Annotated in this window: 19 protein-coding genes; 9 read left to right on the top strand and 10 right to left on the bottom strand. The window is 63.8% G+C overall.

Annotated elements, in window-relative coordinates; all coding sequences use genetic code 11:
- The first annotated feature begins 3 nt into the window (after positions 1-3).
- Complete coding sequence (locus C7450_RS16120; RefSeq protein WP_146227355.1) at positions 4-198, top strand: hypothetical protein; 195 nt, start codon at positions 4-6, stop codon at positions 196-198.
- Between the two features lie 49 nt (positions 199-247).
- Here the strand turns inward: C7450_RS16120 and C7450_RS16115 are convergent, their stop codons facing one another.
- The 4 genes from C7450_RS16115 to C7450_RS16100 form a co-directional block, all read right to left on the bottom strand.
- A complete protein-coding gene (locus C7450_RS16115) occupies positions 248-688 on the bottom strand; it encodes an HIT family protein (RefSeq protein ID WP_170147272.1) in 441 nt (146 codons plus the stop codon).
- Positions 689-814: 126 nt separating this feature from the next.
- The gene (locus C7450_RS16110) at positions 815-2,179 is read right to left on the bottom strand and encodes a GNAT family N-acetyltransferase (protein WP_110375460.1); all 1,365 of its coding nucleotides are present in this window, start codon (positions 2,177-2,179) and stop codon (positions 815-817) included.
- A gap of 46 nt (positions 2,180-2,225) precedes the next feature.
- On the bottom strand, positions 2,226-2,966 hold the full coding sequence (locus C7450_RS16105; protein WP_110375459.1) for a glycerophosphodiester phosphodiesterase family protein: 741 nt from the start codon (positions 2,964-2,966) through the stop codon (positions 2,226-2,228).
- A 2-nt stretch (positions 2,967-2,968) separates the two neighbouring features.
- Positions 2,969-3,439 (bottom strand): RidA family protein, encoded by a 471-nt coding sequence (locus C7450_RS16100; protein ID WP_110375458.1) that lies wholly within the window; start codon positions 3,437-3,439, stop codon positions 2,969-2,971.
- Positions 3,440-3,969: 530 nt separating this feature from the next.
- On the opposite strand from C7450_RS16100, the gene C7450_RS34585 reads away from it, so the two are divergent.
- Positions 3,970-4,890: an EipB family protein gene (locus tag C7450_RS34585; protein WP_245449801.1), complete on the top strand. Its 921-nt coding sequence runs from the start codon at positions 3,970-3,972 to the stop codon at positions 4,888-4,890.
- A gap of 9 nt (positions 4,891-4,899) precedes the next feature.
- Here C7450_RS34585 and C7450_RS16090 read toward each other — a convergent pair whose 3' ends face one another.
- Together C7450_RS16090 and C7450_RS16085 are read right to left on the bottom strand one after the other, a co-directional pair.
- A complete protein-coding gene (locus tag C7450_RS16090) occupies positions 4,900-6,189 on the bottom strand; it encodes a DNA polymerase IV (RefSeq protein ID WP_110375457.1) in 1,290 nt (429 codons plus the stop codon).
- A complete protein-coding gene (locus C7450_RS16085; RefSeq protein ID WP_110375456.1) occupies positions 6,186-6,494 on the bottom strand; it encodes a DUF3572 domain-containing protein in 309 nt (102 codons plus the stop codon). Before C7450_RS16085 ends, C7450_RS16090 begins: the two co-directional genes overlap by 4 nt.
- A gap of 138 nt (positions 6,495-6,632) precedes the next feature.
- On the opposite strand from C7450_RS16085, the gene C7450_RS16080 reads away from it, so the two are divergent.
- Both C7450_RS16080 and C7450_RS16075 read left to right on the top strand, forming a co-directional pair.
- The gene (locus C7450_RS16080) at positions 6,633-7,004 is read left to right on the top strand and encodes a response regulator (RefSeq protein WP_110375455.1); all 372 of its coding nucleotides are present in this window, start codon (positions 6,633-6,635) and stop codon (positions 7,002-7,004) included.
- Between the two features lie 18 nt (positions 7,005-7,022).
- A complete protein-coding gene (locus C7450_RS16075; protein ID WP_110375454.1) occupies positions 7,023-8,396 on the top strand; it encodes a PleD family two-component system response regulator in 1,374 nt (457 codons plus the stop codon).
- 492 nt (positions 8,397-8,888) lie between these two features.
- On the opposite strand, the gene rpmG is transcribed toward C7450_RS16075, so the two are convergent.
- On the bottom strand, positions 8,889-9,056 hold the full coding sequence (gene rpmG, locus C7450_RS16070; RefSeq protein WP_110375453.1) for a 50S ribosomal protein L33: 168 nt from the start codon (positions 9,054-9,056) through the stop codon (positions 8,889-8,891).
- A gap of 238 nt (positions 9,057-9,294) precedes the next feature.
- Between rpmG and C7450_RS16065 the strand changes: the two genes are divergently transcribed.
- The 4 genes from C7450_RS16065 (at position 9,295) to dprA (ending at position 13,661) form a co-directional block, all read left to right on the top strand.
- Positions 9,295-10,254: an aspartate carbamoyltransferase catalytic subunit gene (locus tag C7450_RS16065; RefSeq protein WP_110375589.1), complete on the top strand. Its 960-nt coding sequence runs from the start codon at positions 9,295-9,297 to the stop codon at positions 10,252-10,254.
- Positions 10,255-10,293: 39 nt separating this feature from the next.
- The gene (locus C7450_RS16060) at positions 10,294-11,595 is read left to right on the top strand and encodes a dihydroorotase (RefSeq protein WP_110375452.1); all 1,302 of its coding nucleotides are present in this window, start codon (positions 10,294-10,296) and stop codon (positions 11,593-11,595) included.
- 24 nt (positions 11,596-11,619) lie between these two features.
- The gene (gene plsY, locus C7450_RS16055; RefSeq protein WP_110375451.1) at positions 11,620-12,219 is read left to right on the top strand and encodes a glycerol-3-phosphate 1-O-acyltransferase PlsY; all 600 of its coding nucleotides are present in this window, start codon (positions 11,620-11,622) and stop codon (positions 12,217-12,219) included.
- Between the two features lie 194 nt (positions 12,220-12,413).
- Complete coding sequence (gene dprA / locus C7450_RS16050) at positions 12,414-13,661, top strand: DNA-processing protein DprA (RefSeq protein WP_342588520.1); 1,248 nt, start codon at positions 12,414-12,416, stop codon at positions 13,659-13,661.
- A gap of 7 nt (positions 13,662-13,668) precedes the next feature.
- Here dprA and C7450_RS16045 read toward each other — a convergent pair whose 3' ends face one another.
- The 3 genes from C7450_RS16045 to ruvX all read right to left on the bottom strand — a co-directional run bounded on the left by C7450_RS16045 (position 13,669) and on the right by ruvX (position 16,823).
- A complete protein-coding gene (locus C7450_RS16045) occupies positions 13,669-15,417 on the bottom strand; it encodes an adenylate/guanylate cyclase domain-containing protein (protein ID WP_110375449.1) in 1,749 nt (582 codons plus the stop codon).
- A gap of 457 nt (positions 15,418-15,874) precedes the next feature.
- Entirely contained in the window at positions 15,875-16,150 is a 276-nt protein-coding gene (locus C7450_RS33565; protein ID WP_146227354.1) for a hypothetical protein, read from the bottom strand.
- A 175-nt stretch (positions 16,151-16,325) separates the two neighbouring features.
- Complete coding sequence (gene ruvX, locus C7450_RS16040) at positions 16,326-16,823, bottom strand: Holliday junction resolvase RuvX (RefSeq protein WP_110375448.1); 498 nt, start codon at positions 16,821-16,823, stop codon at positions 16,326-16,328.
- A 164-nt stretch (positions 16,824-16,987) separates the two neighbouring features.
- On the opposite strand from ruvX, the gene C7450_RS16035 reads away from it, so the two are divergent.
- Positions 16,988-17,530 (top strand): MOSC domain-containing protein, encoded by a 543-nt coding sequence (locus tag C7450_RS16035; protein WP_110375447.1) that lies wholly within the window; start codon positions 16,988-16,990, stop codon positions 17,528-17,530.
- Positions 17,531-17,716: the final 186 nt, after the last annotated feature.

The raw sequence follows: 17,716 nt of genomic DNA, 5'->3' as shown, positions 1-17,716 counted from the left end.
GTGGTGTCGACGTATTTCCAGCGCCGCCGGGAGCGGCAGCGCAAGCGTCGGCGCTTCGAGGAGATCGTGGCTTGGATCGTCGTGCCGATCATCGCCGTTCTGGCGTGGTGGGTCGGCATCCAGCTCTATCAGACCTTTGAAGAGCCGGTTTCGCGGGTGATCCGCGAATTGACGTCGCGTGGCGAGCGGGTGCCCTAAGCGTCCGATCGCCTGAAGTCCGGCGACGCTGGGTGGAAACGGACTTGCGCTATCCGGTCCAGCCGTTGAAGCCGATCGCCTTGCGGATCTTTTCGGCCTGCGATTTCAGAAGCTCGGGGTCTGCCATCGCTCCGGAGTGCCCGAGCAGGGCGATGCCTTCCCAGCGCGGAATGACGTGGACGTGGATGTGGAACACGGTCTGACCCGCGGCGCTTTCGTTGAACTGCATGACCGTGACGCCATCGGCGTCGAAGGCCGATTTCACGGCCTTTGCCAGTTTCTGGACTGTTGTCATCAACGGGCCGAGAACGGCAGGGTCGACGTCGAGCATGTTGCGCGCCGGTGACTTCGGCACGACGAGCAGGTGGCCGTCCCCCTGGGGCATGATGTCCATGAAGGCGAGCGTGTGCTGATCCTCGTAGACGCGCTCGCACGGCAGAACGCCGCGAATGATCTTGGCGAAAATGTTGTTGGGATCATAAGCCGTCACGGTCACGGTTCCTTGCTTTCCACGTGGAGAAAGTCCGCAAAAGACGGACTTGCTCTTGTGCGATGGTCGGCCGATTCCAGGGGCGTATCAAGCGCCGATATCAGGCTTTCATGCCAAGACAGGCTATCAGTCCGGGTCAGCGTGGCGGAAGGGCGTGAACTGGTCGAGTTCGCGCGCTTCCTCCGCCACATAGGGCCGCTCCTGTTCGAGAAAGTGCGCAACGGCGCGGCGCAGGGCCGGGTCTGCGATGTCGTGCGCCGAATAGGTCAGGACGGGGCGATAGCCGCGCGCGAGCTTGTGTTCGCCCTGGGCGCCGGCTTCCACGCGCCGGAGGCCGCGGGCGATGGCGAAATCGATGGCCTGATAGTAGCAGACCTCGAAATGCAGAAACGGGTGGTCCTCGATCGCCCCCCAGTTGCGACCGTAAAGGGCATCATCCCCAATGAAATTGATGGCGCCGGCGATGAGGCGTCCGGCGCGCTCGGCCATCACCAGCAGGATGCGGTCGGCCATCGCCTCGCCGATGAGCGAGAAGAAGCGGCGGTTGAGATAGGGGCGTCCCCATTTGCGCGAACCGGTATCCTGGTAGAAGGCGAAGAAGGCGTCCCAATGGGCCTCGGTGATAGCGGCGCCCGTCAGCTGGTGGATCGTCATGCCGGGGGACAGGGCGTCGCGGCGTTCGCGGCGGATGGTCTTACGCTTGCGCGAGGCGAGGCTGTCGAGAAAATCGTCGAATGTTCCATAGCCTTCATTGGCCCAATGGAACTGCCGATCGATGCGCTGAAGGAATCCGGCCGCGCCGAGGGTCTGCCATTCATCGCGGGGCAGGAAGGTCGCATGGATGGACGACGCGCCGATGCGGTCACGCACGGCGCGCAGGCCGGTGACGAGCGCCGCGCTGGCGGTTGCCCGGTCCTGCCCCGCGCGGATCAGGAGCCGGCGGCCCGTCGCCGGCGTGAAGGGCACGCTCACCTGGATCTTCGGGTAATAGTCCCCGCCCGCACGCTCATAGGCATCCGCCCAGGCATGGTCGAAGACATATTCGCCCTGGCTGTGGGATTTCGCATAGGCAGGCGCGGCAGCGACCAGCAGGCCTTCGGCATTATGGACGAGCACATGCGCCGGCGCCCAGCCGGTCCGCGGCGCAACGCAGCCGGATTCTTCGAGCGATCTCAGAAAGGCGTGGCTTATGAAAGGGTTGAATCGCTCTTCCTGAGATTGTGAGTCAGCGGTGCCGGGGGGCGTCGCCGGGCTGCAGGGGCCTTCACCGCCGCGCCGCGCATCCTGCCCGTCGTGTTGAACGGTGTCGGGCCCGTCGGCGTGCCGATTCATCGTGTCGTGTGAATCGCTTATCGAAGGAGGCTGAGGCGATGCTTCAGGCCCGCGAGGGTTCGCGCAGGCGTCCCAATCCGCCGCCGGGACGCCTGCAATCGCGTTGCTCACGCTGATGGTCGTCTTGCTGCCCGTCTCGGCACGCGTTTTTGCGGTCATGGGGAGATCCTAGAGCGCTTTCTGCGTCCGGGGAATCCCCACCGCGCTACGGGACGAAGTCCTCGAAGATCATCTGGTCGGCATAGGCCCTGGCGCGCTCGCGATCCTGGGGTGTGCGCACCGTCCAGGTCAGGACCGGCATGCCGAAATGGCGTGCCATGACGGTGGCGGTCGACGGCAGGTCCGCGACCCGCCAGGCGATGAAATCCGGCCGCGAGCGGTCGATGTGAAGGAACTGGGAGAGCTCGTGCCGTTTGGCGGCATCGAGATGGGACCAGTCCGTGTCGTCATATTCGCTCTCGGCAACGATCCCGCGCGCCACGCCCGGTGCCAAATCCCCGAAAGCGGCGATGACGTCCGGATCGAAGGACATCACGGCGATGGGTTCGGAACGGCAGCCGACCACCGCGGCGGTCCGCCGGATGAGCGCGAGATTGCCATCGAAGCGGCTCTTCACCTCGATGACGAGCGGTACCCGGCCGGCAATCCTGCCGAGGAATACCGACAGCGGTTCGATGCGGTTCTCCGTCGCCTTGAACGGCACGGCCGCCAGTGCCGCGGCCGTGTGGGCGTCAAGGCGTCCCGCACCCTCCGTCAGCCTGTCGAGCACGAAGTCGTGGTAGACGACCGCCTCGCCGTCCGCGGTCAGCTGTACGTCGCATTCGATGGGGAAACCGCTGGCGATGGCAGCCTCGGCCGCGTCAGCGGTATTTTCGATCACATCAACCCGATTGTGCAGCCCGCGGTGGGCAATCGGTCGCATGCTGAGCCAATCGGGAGCAGTCATTGTCAGGCAACTTCGAACAGGGCTTCGACTTCGACGGCGGCGTCGAGCGGCAACTGCGCCACGCCGACGGTGCTGCGGGCATGGCGGCCAAGATCGCCGAAGACCTCGACCATCAGATCCGATGCGCCGTTCATCACGCCGGGTACGGAGCCATAAGTCGGTGTCGAATTGATGAAACCACCGAGACGCACGACCCGCGTGATCCGGTCGAGATCGCCGAGCGCGGCCTTGGCCAGGGCGAGCAGATTGATGCCGCAGAGACGCGCGGCCTGCTGGCCGGCTTCCAGCGAAATCTCACCGCCGAGCTTGCCTTTGTGGGCATCAGCGAGCTTGCCGTCGGGGCCGAGGCATAGCTGGCCGGACGTGAACAGGAACCGGCCGCTCAGAACGAAGGGCACGTAGTTCGCGATCGGTGCCGCCGGCGTGGGAAGGACGATGCCGAGTTCTGCCAGCCTGGAGTCGATACGGCTCATGAAAAGTTTCCTTGTCTTGCGAGCGGGGACAGCCGAGCCGCCCTCGCGTCGGAGGGCGGCCGATGAGCGTTTTCGCCCACCCCGGCCGGGATCGCAACGGCGATATCATGAGTCTCAGTCATTGATCCGGCGCGAAACTTGCCTGATGCTGTGATAGTGGTTCGTTTCCAACATTTGCATCCTATTTGTATCGGCCACGAGGGCAAATGTTGGAAACAGGAGAACCACTAGTGGTTCGACTCCGACATTTGCATCCGCCTGATACGGGCCTCGGAGCCAATGTCGGAGTCATGAGAACCACTAGCAAGTTATTGGTTCTAGTGGAGCTTATGAATTTGACATTTGATCTGGAGCTTGATGTCAGGCGGGACTCAAATGTCAAATTCGCTCCACTAGGAAGTTTATGATTCGCGTGGAATTTTCGAATTTGACATTCGGTCTCGAGGCCGACATCGAGCGGGTACCGAATGTCAAATTCATTCCACTAGGTGGGTTGGGCATCAGCCCACCCACGTGAGATGGAGGTCATCATGGCCACAAGGCCTGTCGTCGTTACCGCGATGGCCCTCGCGTTGTTCTGGCCCGCGGGAGCTATGGCCGAAGCGATGCCGGAGGCCTCGCTTGCACCGCACAGGGCGATCTATGACCTGTCCCTGGCCGACAGCAGTGGCGCCATCCAGTCCGCCGTGGGGCGCGTGGTCTATGAAATCACAGGCACGGCCTGTGACGGCTATGCTTCGCGCTCGCGGCAGGTCGTCGTTCTCGAGGGCGAGAACAATGCCACCACCACCGACATGCGCATGACGACTTTCGAGGACGCACGGGGGGGCGCCTTCCGCTTCAAGGCGGAAACCCGCAACGCGAACACGCCGCCCAAGCTCGTCGATGGCGAGGCCGTGCGGCGCGACGGCGCGGTTGCGGTCAATTTCGTCAAGCCCGGCCGCGAGACGGTGAAGCTCGGCGATGCGATTTTCCCGGCGGCGCATCTCAGGGCTCTGATCGCGGGCGCGAAGGAGGGCAAGTCGATCGTCGAGGCCCGCGTTTTCGACGGTTCTGAGGATGGACGCAGTTTCTACGACACGCTGGCCGTGATCGGGCGGCCAGATGCGGCCAAGCCGGCCGGCAACGCGGGGAAGCCATCCAGCGAGAAGGGTACCGGCAAAAGCGCTCCCGGGGAGCAGGACACGGTCAAGTTCGACGATAGCGAAGAGGCCTTCGCCGAGCGTCAGCGCCGGTTCGATGAACTCTTTGGCACGGCGGCGCATTGGCCGATCTCGATCAGCTATTTCAAACAGGCCACGGCGCGGGGCGAGGCGCTGCCCGTCTATGTCCTGAGCTTCGATTTGTACGAGAACGGCATCGCCCGTTCGCTCGCGCTCAAATATGACAACTTCACCCTGAAGGGGGAGTTGAAGGAACTGGTGCTGCTCAAGGCGGCCGCCTGCGAATAGGCGGTTGGATCAGGGTTTGCGACGGTCACCGAAGACGATGCCCTTGACCACGGCGCCCGAGCCGAACTTGGCGCGCAGATCGTCCACAGCGCGTTCCATGCGGGCCTGGCGCTTGGCCGTGTGATCGGCGAGGTCACCCTGGTCGGCCTCGGCGGCCGGGTGAAGATCGGACGTGCCGATGCCGATCAGGCGGAAGCGCGTGCCGTCGCATTCGGGGATGAGCAGATCCTTCCCGGTCTCGAACAGGCGACCGGCAAGCTGGGTGGTGGGAACGCTGCGCGAGCGGCTTCTGAGCTTGAAGTCGGCGGTCTTGAGTTTCAGGGTGACGGAACCAGCGGCAAGACCTGCGGCTTTCAGCCGCGCCGACAGCTTTTCACTGAGGCGCCAGAGGATGGGCAGGAGATCGGCGGGCGCGCCGATGTCTTCGTTGAAGGTGGTCTCGGCGGAGACGACCTTGGCTTCCCGGTTCGGACTGACGGCGCGGTCATCGATCCCATGGGCGAGGCGCTGCAGCCGCCCGGCCTCCCTGCCGAGGAGCGCCATCAGCGTATGGGGCGGCGCAGCGCGCAGATCGCGGATGGTCCGGATGCCCATGCGTTCGAGCTTTTCGACCGTCACGGCGCCGACACCGAAGATGATCGAGACGGGCTTGTCGGCGAGAAAGCCGTCGATCTCCGTGGAGCCGATGATCGCAAAGCCGCGTGGCTTGTCGAGGTCGGAGGCGATCTTGGCCATGAATTTGTTGGTGGAGAGGCCGACCGACACGGTGATGCCGACCTCCTGTTCCACACGCCGGGCAAAGCGTGCCAGCATGACGGCGGGGCTTGCATGGTGCAGCCGCTCCGTCCCGCCGAGATCAAGGAAGGCCTCGTCGATGGAGAGAGGCTCCACGAGCGGCGTCAGCTCGAGCATCATGCGGCGGATCTCGCGGCCGACGCTCACATATTTGGCCATGTCCGGCTTGATGACGACGGCACCCGGGCACAGCTCAAGTGCCTTGAACATAGGCATTGCCGAGCGCACGCCGTAGGTTCGCGCCACATAACAGGCCGTTGACACAACACCGCGCTTGCCGCCGCCGATAATTATCGGCTTTATTGCAAGTTCGGGGGCATCTCGCTTTTCAATCGCCGCATAAAACGCATCGCAGTCGATATGCGCGATGTGCAGCGTGTCGCGTTCTGGATGAGCGAGAAGACGAGGACTGCCGCAGGAAGGGCAGCGAGGGGGGCGTCGGGCCGCCTCGGTATCGACGAGGCAATCGCGGCATAAGGCGCGCGATTGGCCGGGAGGGGTCATAGGGGGGCTCCGGGACCTGGGGGCTCTCCGGGACCTGCAATTTTTTGCCGTGCATGGGATATCGCCTGCGGATCGAGCCTGTGGTTGGCCGCGAAGGTCAAAAGCAGGGCCTCATCCGATGCGAGATAGTCGAGCACCGCAGCCAGGAAACCTGGCTGGCTGGCGCTTTCGCGGATCGTGTCCGGGCCGAGCCCGGTGATGCCGAGGAAACGCTCCAGCCGTTCATCGTCCGCGGCGAGGAAGCCGAGAGCGCGGAGGGCTATCTCCTCGGGATCGGGAGGCGGTGAGGGGCGTTGCGGGGCCATGGCATTGTCCGATGATGGCAGGGGGGTGGATGTGGATTTGCGTTTCGTCAACAGGTCGGTGGTAATGATGCCGGGCTACGGCTTTGCGCGCGTGGACACCCCACATGTGGGATGTACTCTAGATGATGGGAACGGCTGATGCGCAAGACGGTGCTGATCGTCGAGGACAACGAGCTCAATATGAAGCTCTTCAGCGACCTCCTGGAAGCGCACGGCTATGCGACGCTCAAGACCTCGAACGGCATCGAGGCGATGGAGCTTGCGCGGAGCGACCGGCCTGATCTCATCATCATGGATATTCAGCTTCCCGAAGTGTCCGGGCTCGAGGTCACACGCTGGCTGAAGGCCGACGATGACCTGAAATCGATCCCCGTCATCGCCGTGACAGCCTTCGCGATGAAGGGGGATGAGGAGCGAATCCGGGAAGGTGGTTGTGAGGCGTATCTTTCAAAACCCATTTCGATTTCACGTTTTCTAGAGACTGTACGTACTTATCTCGAATCCACCTGAGTGTGGGGGGGCTCATTCATGTCCGCTCGCGTACTCGTCGTCGATGATACGCCAATCAATGTGAAATTGCTCGAAGCCCGTTTGTCCGCTGAATATTTCGACGTGATCAGCGCGTCGAACGGGCGCGAGGCGCTGGAGATCTGTGAGCAGAACCGCTGCGACATCGTGCTGCTCGACGCGATGATGCCGGGCATGGACGGTTTCGAGGTCTGCCGTAAGCTGAAGTCGCAGCCGAGCACGGTGCATATTCCCATTGTCATGGTGACGGCGCTCGATCAGCCGAGCGATCGCCTGCGCGGTCTCGACGCGGGTGCCGATGACTTCCTCACCAAGCCGGTCGACGACATGGCCCTTATCGCCCGCGTGCGCAGCCTGGTGCGGCTCAAGGCCGTCACCGACGAGTTGCGGACGCGTGTGATCGCCTCGCGCGAGTTCGGGCTGGAGGACGCGCTCGTCTCGGCGACGGCCGAGACCGGGCAGAATGCGCGTGTCTTCATCATCGAGGATCGTCCGGCGACCGCCGAGCGGCTGGCTGCCGCGCTGGCTATCTATCATCATGTCGACTGGGAGGCCGATCCCCAGCAGGCGCTGGCGCGGGCCGCCCTCCAGAATTACGACGTCATCCTCGTCAATCTCGACATCGGTGGTTTCGATGGCCTGAGGCTGTGCGGCCAGCTCCGGGCTTTCGAATCGACCAGGAACGCCATTGTCCTGATGATGGCGCGGGCCGAGGACAAGGAGCGCATCCTGCGCGGTCTCGACATCGGCATGAACGACTATCTCCTGCGCCCGGTCGATCGCAACGAGCTTGTGGCGCGCGTGCGGACCCAGATGCGGCGTAAGCGTTTCGCGGATCGCCTGCGTGACAGCGTCCAGGCCTCGCTCGAACTCGCCGTCATCGATTCCCTGACCGGGCTGCACAACCGGCGCTTTCTTGACGCGCGTCTCGGTGCCGCCTTCGAGGCACCAACGCTCGGCACGCGTCCGCTCGTGCTGCTCATGCTCGACCTCGATCATTTCAAGACTGTCAATGACCAGTTCGGGCACGATGCGGGTGACGAGGTGCTGAAGGAATGTGCAAACCGCATTCGCAGCCAGACACGTGGCATCGATATCGTGGCGCGTTTCGGCGGCGAGGAAATCGTGATCATCGTGCCAGATGCCACCTCTGAGGCCGCCGAAGTCATGGCCGAACGCATTCGCGAGGAGATCGAGCATCAGCCATTCCTCGTGAACGGCGCGCGGCAGTCTGTCGATGTCACGGTGTCGATTGGTGTCGCCGCCCGCCTGCCGAGCGACCAGACACCGGGTGACCTTCTCCGCCGCGCCGACCAGGCGCTCTATCAGGCCAAGGAGGCCGGGCGGAATCGCGTCGTCGCCGCGGCCGCCTGAGGGACAATTGCGCTTTGGCGCGCCGCGGCAGCATTCGCATCAGGCGGCCCATCACCGGCGGACGTCATGTGGTCTTCGGACGAAGCGGACGTATCGGCACAATAAGGGGATAGCCCGGCGATTCCGGGTATCCGGATCCGCTTCCGTCAAGGGAGCGCAGCCCCGCGCTTAACCCTCATCCGGACTTATGCACCGCGAATATACGCGGAGCATTGCTTTCGCCAACGGCTTCGCTACTGTTCAGCTGTGGCGGCCCGTCATGGTGACCGCCCCGTCATTCCCCTAGGGAATTGCTCAGGTCCGCCGCATCTCCTGGGTCCCGTGGGGTTCGGCCGGTCTGGAAGCGGTGTTCTGTGGCCTCCTCGTACGCCGCTTCCGACCGGCCACCATTCCTTCGTTGTCGAGACAACAAAAAAGGGCGCCGCTGGCGCCCTTTATTTGTGACTGCGTTCGCCGTGGCGACGCCATCGATGTCCCCTCAAGGGGAATCGATCACTTGATCTTCGATTCCTTGTACTCGACGTGCTTGCGGGCAACCGGATCGTACTTCTTGATCGTCAGCTTGTCCGTCATCGTGCGAGCGTTCTTCTTCGTCACGTAGAAATGGCCGGTATCGGCCGTCGACACGAGACGGATCTTGATGGTCGTGGCCTTGGCCATAGCGGAAACCTCTTGGCAAATCTGTCGCGCCGGGCTGCTCAGCACGCGCAATAGGAGCGAGGCCGGACGGAGCCGGCTCCAACGTGCCTTGGAGATGCTGCATTCGCGTGCGGAAGTCAAGCCCGCTGGGGATGCCGCGCGCCGCACGGGTGACAGGGAGGCGACATGGCCTCATAACGCCTCTATACCAAACAATCTTGTTGCCGGCGTCGGAACCCCCTATAGCGATGACTTCAAGATGACAGCTTCACGCGCCGCCGATCGACCTCGCGATTATCCCCACCGCCATCTCCTCGGCATCGAGGGGCTGTCGCCCGCCGATATCGTCGGTTTGCTCGATCGGGCGGAAGACGCCGTCGAGGTCAGCCGCCAGGTCGAGAAGAAGCGGGCGACACTGCGCGGGCGCACCCAGATCAATCTGTTCTTCGAGCCGTCCACGCGGACGCAGTCGTCCTTCGAGCTCGCCGGGAAAAGGCTCGGCGCCGACGTGATGAACATGTCGGTGGCCTCCTCCTCGGTGAAGAAGGGCGAGACGCTCATCGACACGGCGGCGACCCTCAACGCCATGCGGCCCGATATCATCGTCGTCCGCCACCATGCGGCGGGGGCCGTTCATCTGCTTGCCCGCAAGGTGGACTGCTCGGTGGTGAACGCCGGCGACGGCATTCATGAGCATCCGACTCAGGCGCTTCTCGATGCGCTCACCATCCGCCGCAACAAGGGGCGGATCGAGGGGCTCGTCGTCGCCATCTGCGGCGACATCCTGCATTCCCGGGTGGCGCGCTCCAACATCCTCCTCTTGCAGGCGCTTGGCGCCCGCGTCCGCTGCATCGGGCCGTCGACGCTGTTGCCGGTCGGGCTCGACCGTTTCGGCGTCGAGATCTTCACGGATATGCGCAAGGGGCTCGACGGCGTCGATATCGTCATGATGCTCCGGCTGCAGCGCGAGCGCATGAACGGCTCCTTCGTGCCGTCTGTGAAGGAGTATTTCCATTTCTACGGTCTTGACCGCGAGAAGCTGGCGCTTGCCAAGCCCGACGCGCTCGTCATGCATCCCGGGCCGATGAACCGCGGTGTCGAGATCGATTCCGAGGTTGCCGACGGTGCGCAATCCCTGATTCGTGAGCAGGTCGAAATGGGCGTCGCCGTGCGCATGGCGGTTCTCGAGGCGCTGGGCAGCCACCTGCCCAATACGTGAATCTGCACAACGGCGTCCAACGCCCGCACGAGGTGTGTCATGGCTACGGCCCATCCGCCCATTCTGTTCAACAATGCGCGCCTGGTCGATCCCGCGACGGGGCGGGATGGCCACGGCTCACTCCTCGTCGAGGGCGCGGTCATCAAGGACCTTGACTGGGGTGCGGTGGCCGGCGTGCCGGAAGGCGCCGAGATCGTCGATTGCGGCGGGCATGTGCTTTGTCCCGGGCTCATCGACATGCGCGCCTTCGTCGGCGAACCGGGCGCAGAGCATCGCGAGACGCTGAAGACGGCGAGCGAGGCGGCCGCGGCCGGCGGCGTCACGACGATCGTCTGCATGCCCGACACCAACCCGATCATCGACGATCCCGCCATCGTCGAATTCGTGCAGCGGCGCGCACGCGAGACGGCGATCGTCAATGTCTGCCCGGCAGCGGCTCTCACCAAGGGGCTGGCGGGCAAGGAGATGACGGAGTTCGGCCTGCTGCAGCAGGCCGGAGCGATCGCCTTTACCGATGGCGCGCGCTCCGTGACCAATGCGCAGATCATGCGCCGGGCCCTGACCTATGCGCGCGATCTCGATGCCTTGATCCTGCACCATACCGAGGACCCCGACCTCGTCGCCGACGGGGTGATGAATGCGGGCGAGCGGGCAAGCCGGCTGGGGCTCGCGGGCGTGCCGCGCGAGGCCGAAGTCATCATGCTGGAGCGCGACCTGCGCCTGCTGCGGCTGACGGGCGGTCGCTATCATGCTGCGATGATCTCGACGGCGGATTCGGTTGACCTGGTCGAGAGGGCCAAGGACGCGGGCCTCGGCGTCACCTGCGGGGTATCGATCAACCATCTCACGCTGAACGAATTCGATATCGGGGATTACCGCACCTTCTTCAAACTCGCGCCCCCCTTGCGGCACGAGGACGACCGGACGGCCATGATCGAGGCGCTGGCGCGCGGCACGATCGATGTGGTCGTCTCGGATCACAATCCGCAGGATGTCGAGACGAAGCGGCTGCCCTTCGCCGATGCGGCCGACGGTGCCATCGGGCTTGAGACGCTCCTGTCGGCAGGCTTGCGGCTCGTCCACAACGAGCAGGTCAGGCTGCCCGCGCTCCTCATGGCCATGACCAGCCGTCCGGCCGACCTGCTCGGTCTGCCGCAGGGGCGGCTTGCGCGCGGTGCGCCCGCTGATCTCATCCTGCTGGATCCGGATCTCGCCTATACACTTGACGCGCGCACGCTCAAGTCGCGGAGCAAGAACTCGCCCTTCGATGAGGCGCGCCTCGAAGGCCGCGTACTGATGACTTATGTTGCAGGGCGTTGCGTCCACCGCTACGTTGAATGATCTTTTGGGGGATTGGCAGCGGCCATGGGTCTGACTGAGCTTTGGCCGTTCGTCGTAGCGGCCATTTTTGGTTATTGTCTGGGGTCGATTCCCTTCGGCGTCGTGTTCACGCGGCTTGCCGGGCTGGGCGATATCCGCTCGGTTGGCTCCGGCAATATCGGCGCGACCAATGTTCTGCGGACAGGCAACAAGGGGCTCGCCGCAGCGACCTTGCTGGGGGACGCCCTGAAGGCGACCGTCGCGGTCCTCATTGCAGCCCGCTGGGGCGAGGGGGCTGCCCTGGCCGCCGCCTTCGGCGCCTTTATCGGCCATCTCTTCCCGGTCTGGTTGAATTTCAAGGGGGGCAAGGGGGTTGCCACCTTCCTCGGCTGCCTCATCGCGCTGAACATCTGGGTTGCGCTGTTCTTCGCGGCGGTGTGGCTGGCCGTTGCCTATTTCAGCAAATATTCGTCGCTGGCGGCGCTGATGGCGAGCGCGCTTGCCGCGCCGGCGCTGCTGATCGCCGATCAGCCCGCTGCCGCCACGCTTTTCGCTGTCCTGACCATCATTCTGTGGGCACGGCACCGCGATAATATTATGCGGCTTATGACCGGGCAGGAGAGCCGGATCGGCCGCAAGGGTTAGAGCATAATCCGACCGGAGTGAAACGAGGATCGATAAGATTATGCTTGAAATAGAGGATGTTAGAGCGCCGATCTGATGCAATCAGATCGAAACGCGTCTAGCCGGCCAAGACACGTACGCCATTGCGTGTTCGGGCGGCTGGGGAGCCGCTCTCGCATGACGACTTGACCGGCGATCGATAGGGGGAGCTATCGGTGGGGGGACTTCGGCTGACAGACGACCAGCGCCTGAGCTGGCTCAGACTCATGCGGTCCGAGAGCATCGGGCCGCGCAGTTTTCGCTCGTTGCTCAGCCGTTACGGAAGTGCCGACGCGGCGCTTGCGGCGCTTCCGGAGATCGCCCGGCGCCGTGGCCGTCCGCTGCGCATCGCCACGCTGGCGGAGGTCGAGCGCGAGATGGCGAGCGCCCGGCGTTTAGGCGTCCGCTTCCTCGCTCTCGGCGAGGCGGAGTATCCAACCCTCCTGCGCGAGATCGACTCGGCGCCTCCGCTCATCGCGGTGCGCGGCGAGGGCGCGGCGCTCGGCAGGCCGATGGTGGCGATCGTCGGCTCGCGCAATGCCTCGGCTGCCGGCTTGAAATTCACCGAGCGCCTGGCGGCGGGATTGGGGAAAGCGGGATTCGTCGTCGTCTCCGGTCTGGCGCGCGGCATCGATACGCGCGCCCATGTGGCGAGCCTCGCGTCAGGCACCGTGGCCGTTCTTGCCGGCGGCCATGACCGCATCTATCCCGCCGAGAACGAGGGCTTGCTTGCGCGCATTCTCTCATCCGGCGGCGTACTCTCGGAAATGCCGATGGGCTATGAACCGCGGGGACGGGATTTCCCGCGGCGCAACCGCATCGTGTCCGGCCTTTGCTTCGGGGTCGTCGTGGTGGAGGCGGCGCGCCGTTCCGGCTCGCTCATCACCGCACGCTTCGCGGCGGAACAGGGGCGCGAGGTTTTCGCCGTGCCGGGCTCTCCGCTCGATCCGCGTGCGGAAGGCACCAACGACCTGATCCGCGATGGCGCGACGCTGTGCGCGGATCCTGACCACGTCGTCAGCGCGCTTGCCCCGCTCATCGGGCAGGCGCCTCCGCCCACCGGCGCCTGGAACGAGCATCCGGTCGATCGGGGGGGCGAACCTCTGTGGGACGAGCTTGAAGGTCTCGACGTCGCTCCGCCACCGGCCATGCCGATCCCGCCAGCCTATGCGGCGGGCGAGACCGACCCGGATCTGGGACCTGAGGGCGCGCCGGAAGGCCTTTCGTCTTCTGGACCGCTCGCCGAGGGCCACTCACCTCACGGCCGGCATCTTCTTGCGCTGCTTGGTCCGCAACCGCTGCCGCTCGATGATCTCAGCCGCGCGTCGGGGCTCGCGGCGCGCGAAATCCAGCGCGCGATCGTCGAACTCGAACTCGGCGGTTATGTGCAGCGCCACGCCAACAACAGCGTTTCCCTGAAATGAGCGCGCGCTACGCCGGCACCGACCCGGCCGTGAGTTGCTTGTCGACCGATCCTTCGGCCATCACAGCAAAGTCGGCGACCGCATAGACATATTCCGTCTTGCGGCGGCCCCGCACCTTGATCTCGTGTCGCGCGCAGCCGTCGAGTGCCAGGCCCGAACCGGTCAGCGTGGATTCCGAGATGACCGCCAGTACCTTGAACTCCTTCGTCAGGGCTTCGAGCCGGCTTGCCGTATTGACGGTATCACCGAGAGCGGTGAGGGCGCCGTCGCTGCGCCCGTTCATCCCCGGATCTATCGCGGCGCCGACACGACCGAGCACGGCCGGCCCCGTGTGGATGCCTATTCCCATGCGGAGCGGCTGGTGCAGGGTCGCGGCAAACTCGCGGTTGAGCGCGTCGAGGGCGCCCTGCATGGCCCTGGCTGCGAGAAGCGCATCCCGGCTGCCGGCGCCTTGGGCCGGCGCTATGCCGAACAGAGCCATGATGCCGTCACCGAGGAATTTGTCGACGATGCCGCCGTGGGTACGGATGGCTTCCGACATCAGTTCGAAATAGCGGTTCAGCAGGAAGACGGTGTCATAGGGATAGACGCGTTCCGAGAGCGCGGTGAAGTCACGCAGGTCGGTGAACATCACCGTCACGCGGCGCTCCACGCCCCAGCGATAGGGATCGCTGGGCTGGCCGGGCGGGTCAGGCTCGGCAATCGCCACCAGACGTCGCAGCGTCAGGGAATGGCTGGGCCGAATTTGGCAGGCGAGGCGCACGTTGGCAGGCGCGCCGATGCGCGCCAACGCTGTCGCTTCGCCGGTGTGCGGCGGCGGGAGGGTTTCGAGCCCTTCGGTAATGAGGACGCGGCACGTCGTGCAACGCCCGCGTCCGCCACAGGCGGCTGCGTGGGGTATGCTGTTGGCCCGGCTGATCTCGAGCAGCGTCGGGCCCGGATGGGCACGAATGGTCCTGAATCCCGCATAGGTTATGAAGAAGCCGGGACGTATGCGCGCGATGAGGAGCCGCGCGGCGAGGACGAGCAGGACACCGGCGGCGATCACGACGAACACTGTGACGCCCGTGCTCGTCAATTGCTCCAGGTCCTGGGCCTCTTTCGCCGTGAGGCTGCTACCAGGGGCGGTTGCTTCCAGCCGCCGGGCGCTCTCGACGAAACCGAGGATGCCGAGCGTCGGGACGAGCACCGCGACCGAGAGAAGCCAGGGTGCCGCGCGGGGGTAGAAGGCCTTGGTCGAAAGCCAGAAATGCAGGCCGAGACAGCCGTGCAGCCAGACGATCAGGAGCAGAAGCGTCTGCTGCACCGCGAGACCGGGCCACATGTTCCGCAGCACATTCGCATAGCGATCGTCGAGGCCGTAGATCAGGCTCATGCCGCGCGTGGCCAGGATGTGCTGCATGAGCCAGAACGGAATGGCGAGACCGAGCAGGAGTTGCAGCGCCTCGCCGGGGGGCATCCGCCATGTCGTGCGCCGGATGAGCTTCCACAGGCCGAGGCTCATGTGCACAACCAACGCGCCATAGAGCAGTATGCTGCCGGGCCAGGAGCGCCATAAGGCGTACCGCACGGCATCGAAAGCCTCCATCCATACGAGATCGACGAGGCCGAGCGCGTTGTTCAGAAAGTGGATGAGCGCGAATGCGAAGAGGATGAGACCGGAAGCCAGACGCAGTCGGGCGATCGTCAACTGCGTCCGCGACACCGGCTGGAGCAGCCACGCCGTGCCAGTGCCCCATGCGCCCCTAAGGTCCATAAACGTTCATTATCCGACTGCCGAGCAGAATCAATCCTAAAGCAAATCCAGCTTGGACTGAATCGGCTTTGGATTGCATCAGCCCAGGCCATCAAAGCCGGTGAATGTGCCCGTGCATGATGATGCGCAGCCAATCCCTCGCGTCAGCGAGGAGCCCGGAATCTGAGGCGCCCGGAACTCGAGGAGCCAGGAGCCCGAGGAGCCACGAGCCTGAGGCGCCCGGAACCCGGGAAGCCCGGCAACCCATGAACACGGCGTCGGACAGGAAGAGGCGTCGGACTGTGCCTCCCCGGTTAGGCGCGGTGTTCATGGGTTCCCGGCTCGGGCCTTTCGGCCCGCCCCGGAACGACACGGTGGTTCCGTATCAAATCAACTTGTTCCAGGGCAATTCTAAACTGTTGTTGTCAGTATACATGTGCCTACGCCGCAATCCTTCTGGAAGGATCGCCTTCACGGCCTATTTCTGGCTTCTATGGTTGCGTGATGTGAGCTGCATACTCGCGGGCGGATGCTTTCGCTTGGCCGTCTTGCGCGCTTCCTCGCGTACCATTTCGAGAAAATAGGCGATCACGTCGAGCTGCGCATTGCGTGACATCGCAGCCATTTCACCTGAAAGCTGGGCAATATACTCAGCAACTTCACAGGCGTCAGCAAAGTTGCTGTTGTTTTTCTCAAGAATTCTATATTTGTCAATTTTTCCTTTTGAGCTTTCTTCGCGGCTGCTGGCAAGCATGATTCATGAATCCATTCGTGGAAATGATAAAAAATGATCTCTAATTTGAAATGTAAGAGTATAATAAAAGGATAAAAATACACTACAGGCAATGGTAGAATTCTAGCATGAATTCAGGCTCTCACGCGAGAAGAAAATGCTGATCCGCCATGCTTTCGCGAGGTTTTTTTGCTTATCAGCCAAGCTCTGTAAGTTCGCGATTTTGACGCGCGATTTCTGACAATCGGTCGAGTGCGCCCTGGAGAATGTAACCCGCTGCGATCTTGTCGACGACCTCGGCCCGGCGCGCGCGCGAGGCGTCGGCCGCGATCATGGCACGATTGACGGCAACCGTGGTCAGGCGCTCGTCCCATAGGACGACGGGCAGGTCGAGATGCTTGTCGAGATTGCGGATAAAGGCGCGGGTCGCCTGGGCGCGCGGGCCTTCCGAACCATCCATGTTGAGAGGCAGCCCGACGACGAGGCCGGCGACGGCATGCGTACGGCAAAGCGCAGTCAGCCGTTCCGCGTCAGCTGTGAATTTGACGCGACGGATCGTCTCCAACGGTGTGGCGACGACGCGCTGCACGTCGGACAGGGCGAGGCCGATGGTCTTGGTGCCGAGGTCGATGCCGATGAGGCGCGCGGTGCGGGGCAGATCCGCGAAGGTGTCTATGGGAACGATTGTTGTCATGGTGCCATGTTAGCACGCTTGCCGGTGCGGTCGCGGGCGGGAACTGTCATGCCCGCGCTTTTTGTCGGTCCGGCGGATATCCACCCGGATGACCTTGCCGTTCCGGAGGATCTGTGATCCGGGAGATGGGTCATCACGCCGGGAGGCGACCAGGAGATTGGAAGATGAGTGGTATCGTCGTGGCCGTCAGCCGGGCCCTCGGCCATGCTTTCAGCAAGGTCAATCAAGATCAGATCCGACTCATCGTCGGGCAGGGCGTGGAGGGCGATGCCCATTGCGGCGAGACCGTGAAGCACCGTTCCCGCGTGCGTGTCGACCCCACGCAGCCCAATCTGCGCCAGGTCCATCTTATTCATGGAGAGCTTTTTGACGAACTGCGGCAGGCTGGTTTCAGCGTCACTCCGGGTGCGATGGGCGAGAACATCGCGACGCGGGGCGTCGATCTCTTGTCGTTGCCGACGGGGACCGTGCTGACGATCGGCGGTGAAGCCGCGGTGGAGATCACGGGTCTGCGCAATCCTTGCGGCCAGATCAACGACTTCCAGCCGGGCCTCCTGAAGGCGGTGCTTGGCCGCGATGCCAAGGGTGGCCTCATCCGGAAAGCCGGTGTCATGGCGATCGTCCTCCGCGACGGTGTGGTTCGCACGGGCGATACCATCGCCATTCAGCGTCCGTCCCCGCCCCATCGTCCGCTGGAGCCGGTCTAGGCCGCACGCAGGCCGCACGCAGCAAGTCCATCTGTTGCGGATTGGCTTCGCTCCACATTAGACGAGCAGACTCACCGGCTTGGATCGCATCGGCTGATTCAATCTAAGCGGGATTTGCTCTAAGGACGGCTTCCGGATCCATCCCGATCTGACTTATGGTCGAGCCTCTTAGATCCCCTGGCGCTG

The sequence above is a fragment of the Chelatococcus asaccharovorans genome (assembly GCF_003201475.1).
Classification (GTDB): Bacteria; Pseudomonadota; Alphaproteobacteria; order Rhizobiales; family Beijerinckiaceae; genus Chelatococcus; species Chelatococcus asaccharovorans.
The sequence above is the reverse complement of the archived record's forward strand: the minus strand, read 5'-3'. Positions and strand labels throughout refer to the sequence as shown.

What these genes read in the sequence shown, in the direction of transcription:
- C7450_RS16110 (WP_110375460.1), bottom strand. Translation starts at nt 2,179, where the DNA reads ATGACCGCAAAAACGCGTGCCGAGACGGGCAGCAAGACGACCATCAGC.
- C7450_RS16105 (WP_110375459.1), bottom strand. Translation starts at nt 2,966, where the DNA reads ATGACTGCTCCCGATTGGCTCAGCATGCGACCGATTGCCCACCGCGGG.
- C7450_RS16100 (WP_110375458.1), bottom strand. Translation starts at nt 3,439, where the DNA reads ATGAGCCGTATCGACTCCAGGCTGGCAGAACTCGGCATCGTCCTTCCC.
- C7450_RS34585 (WP_245449801.1), top strand. Translation starts at nt 3,970, where the DNA reads ATGGCCACAAGGCCTGTCGTCGTTACCGCGATGGCCCTCGCGTTGTTC.
- C7450_RS16090 (WP_110375457.1), bottom strand. Translation starts at nt 6,189, where the DNA reads ATGACCCCTCCCGGCCAATCGCGCGCCTTATGCCGCGATTGCCTCGTC.
- C7450_RS16085 (WP_110375456.1), bottom strand. Translation starts at nt 6,494, where the DNA reads ATGGCCCCGCAACGCCCCTCACCGCCTCCCGATCCCGAGGAGATAGCC.
- C7450_RS16080 (WP_110375455.1), top strand. Translation starts at nt 6,633, where the DNA reads ATGCGCAAGACGGTGCTGATCGTCGAGGACAACGAGCTCAATATGAAG.
- C7450_RS16075 (WP_110375454.1), top strand. Translation starts at nt 7,023, where the DNA reads ATGTCCGCTCGCGTACTCGTCGTCGATGATACGCCAATCAATGTGAAA.
- rpmG (WP_110375453.1), bottom strand. Translation starts at nt 9,056, where the DNA reads ATGGCCAAGGCCACGACCATCAAGATCCGTCTCGTGTCGACGGCCGAT.
- C7450_RS16065 (WP_110375589.1), top strand. Translation starts at nt 9,295, where the DNA reads ATGACAGCTTCACGCGCCGCCGATCGACCTCGCGATTATCCCCACCGC.
- C7450_RS16060 (WP_110375452.1), top strand. Translation starts at nt 10,294, where the DNA reads ATGGCTACGGCCCATCCGCCCATTCTGTTCAACAATGCGCGCCTGGTC.
- plsY (WP_110375451.1), top strand. Translation starts at nt 11,620, where the DNA reads ATGGGTCTGACTGAGCTTTGGCCGTTCGTCGTAGCGGCCATTTTTGGT.
- C7450_RS16045 (WP_110375449.1), bottom strand. Translation starts at nt 15,417, where the DNA reads ATGGACCTTAGGGGCGCATGGGGCACTGGCACGGCGTGGCTGCTCCAG.
- C7450_RS33565 (WP_146227354.1), bottom strand. Translation starts at nt 16,150, where the DNA reads ATGCTTGCCAGCAGCCGCGAAGAAAGCTCAAAAGGAAAAATTGACAAA.
- ruvX (WP_110375448.1), bottom strand. Translation starts at nt 16,823, where the DNA reads ATGACAACAATCGTTCCCATAGACACCTTCGCGGATCTGCCCCGCACC.
- C7450_RS16035 (WP_110375447.1), top strand. Translation starts at nt 16,988, where the DNA reads ATGAGTGGTATCGTCGTGGCCGTCAGCCGGGCCCTCGGCCATGCTTTC.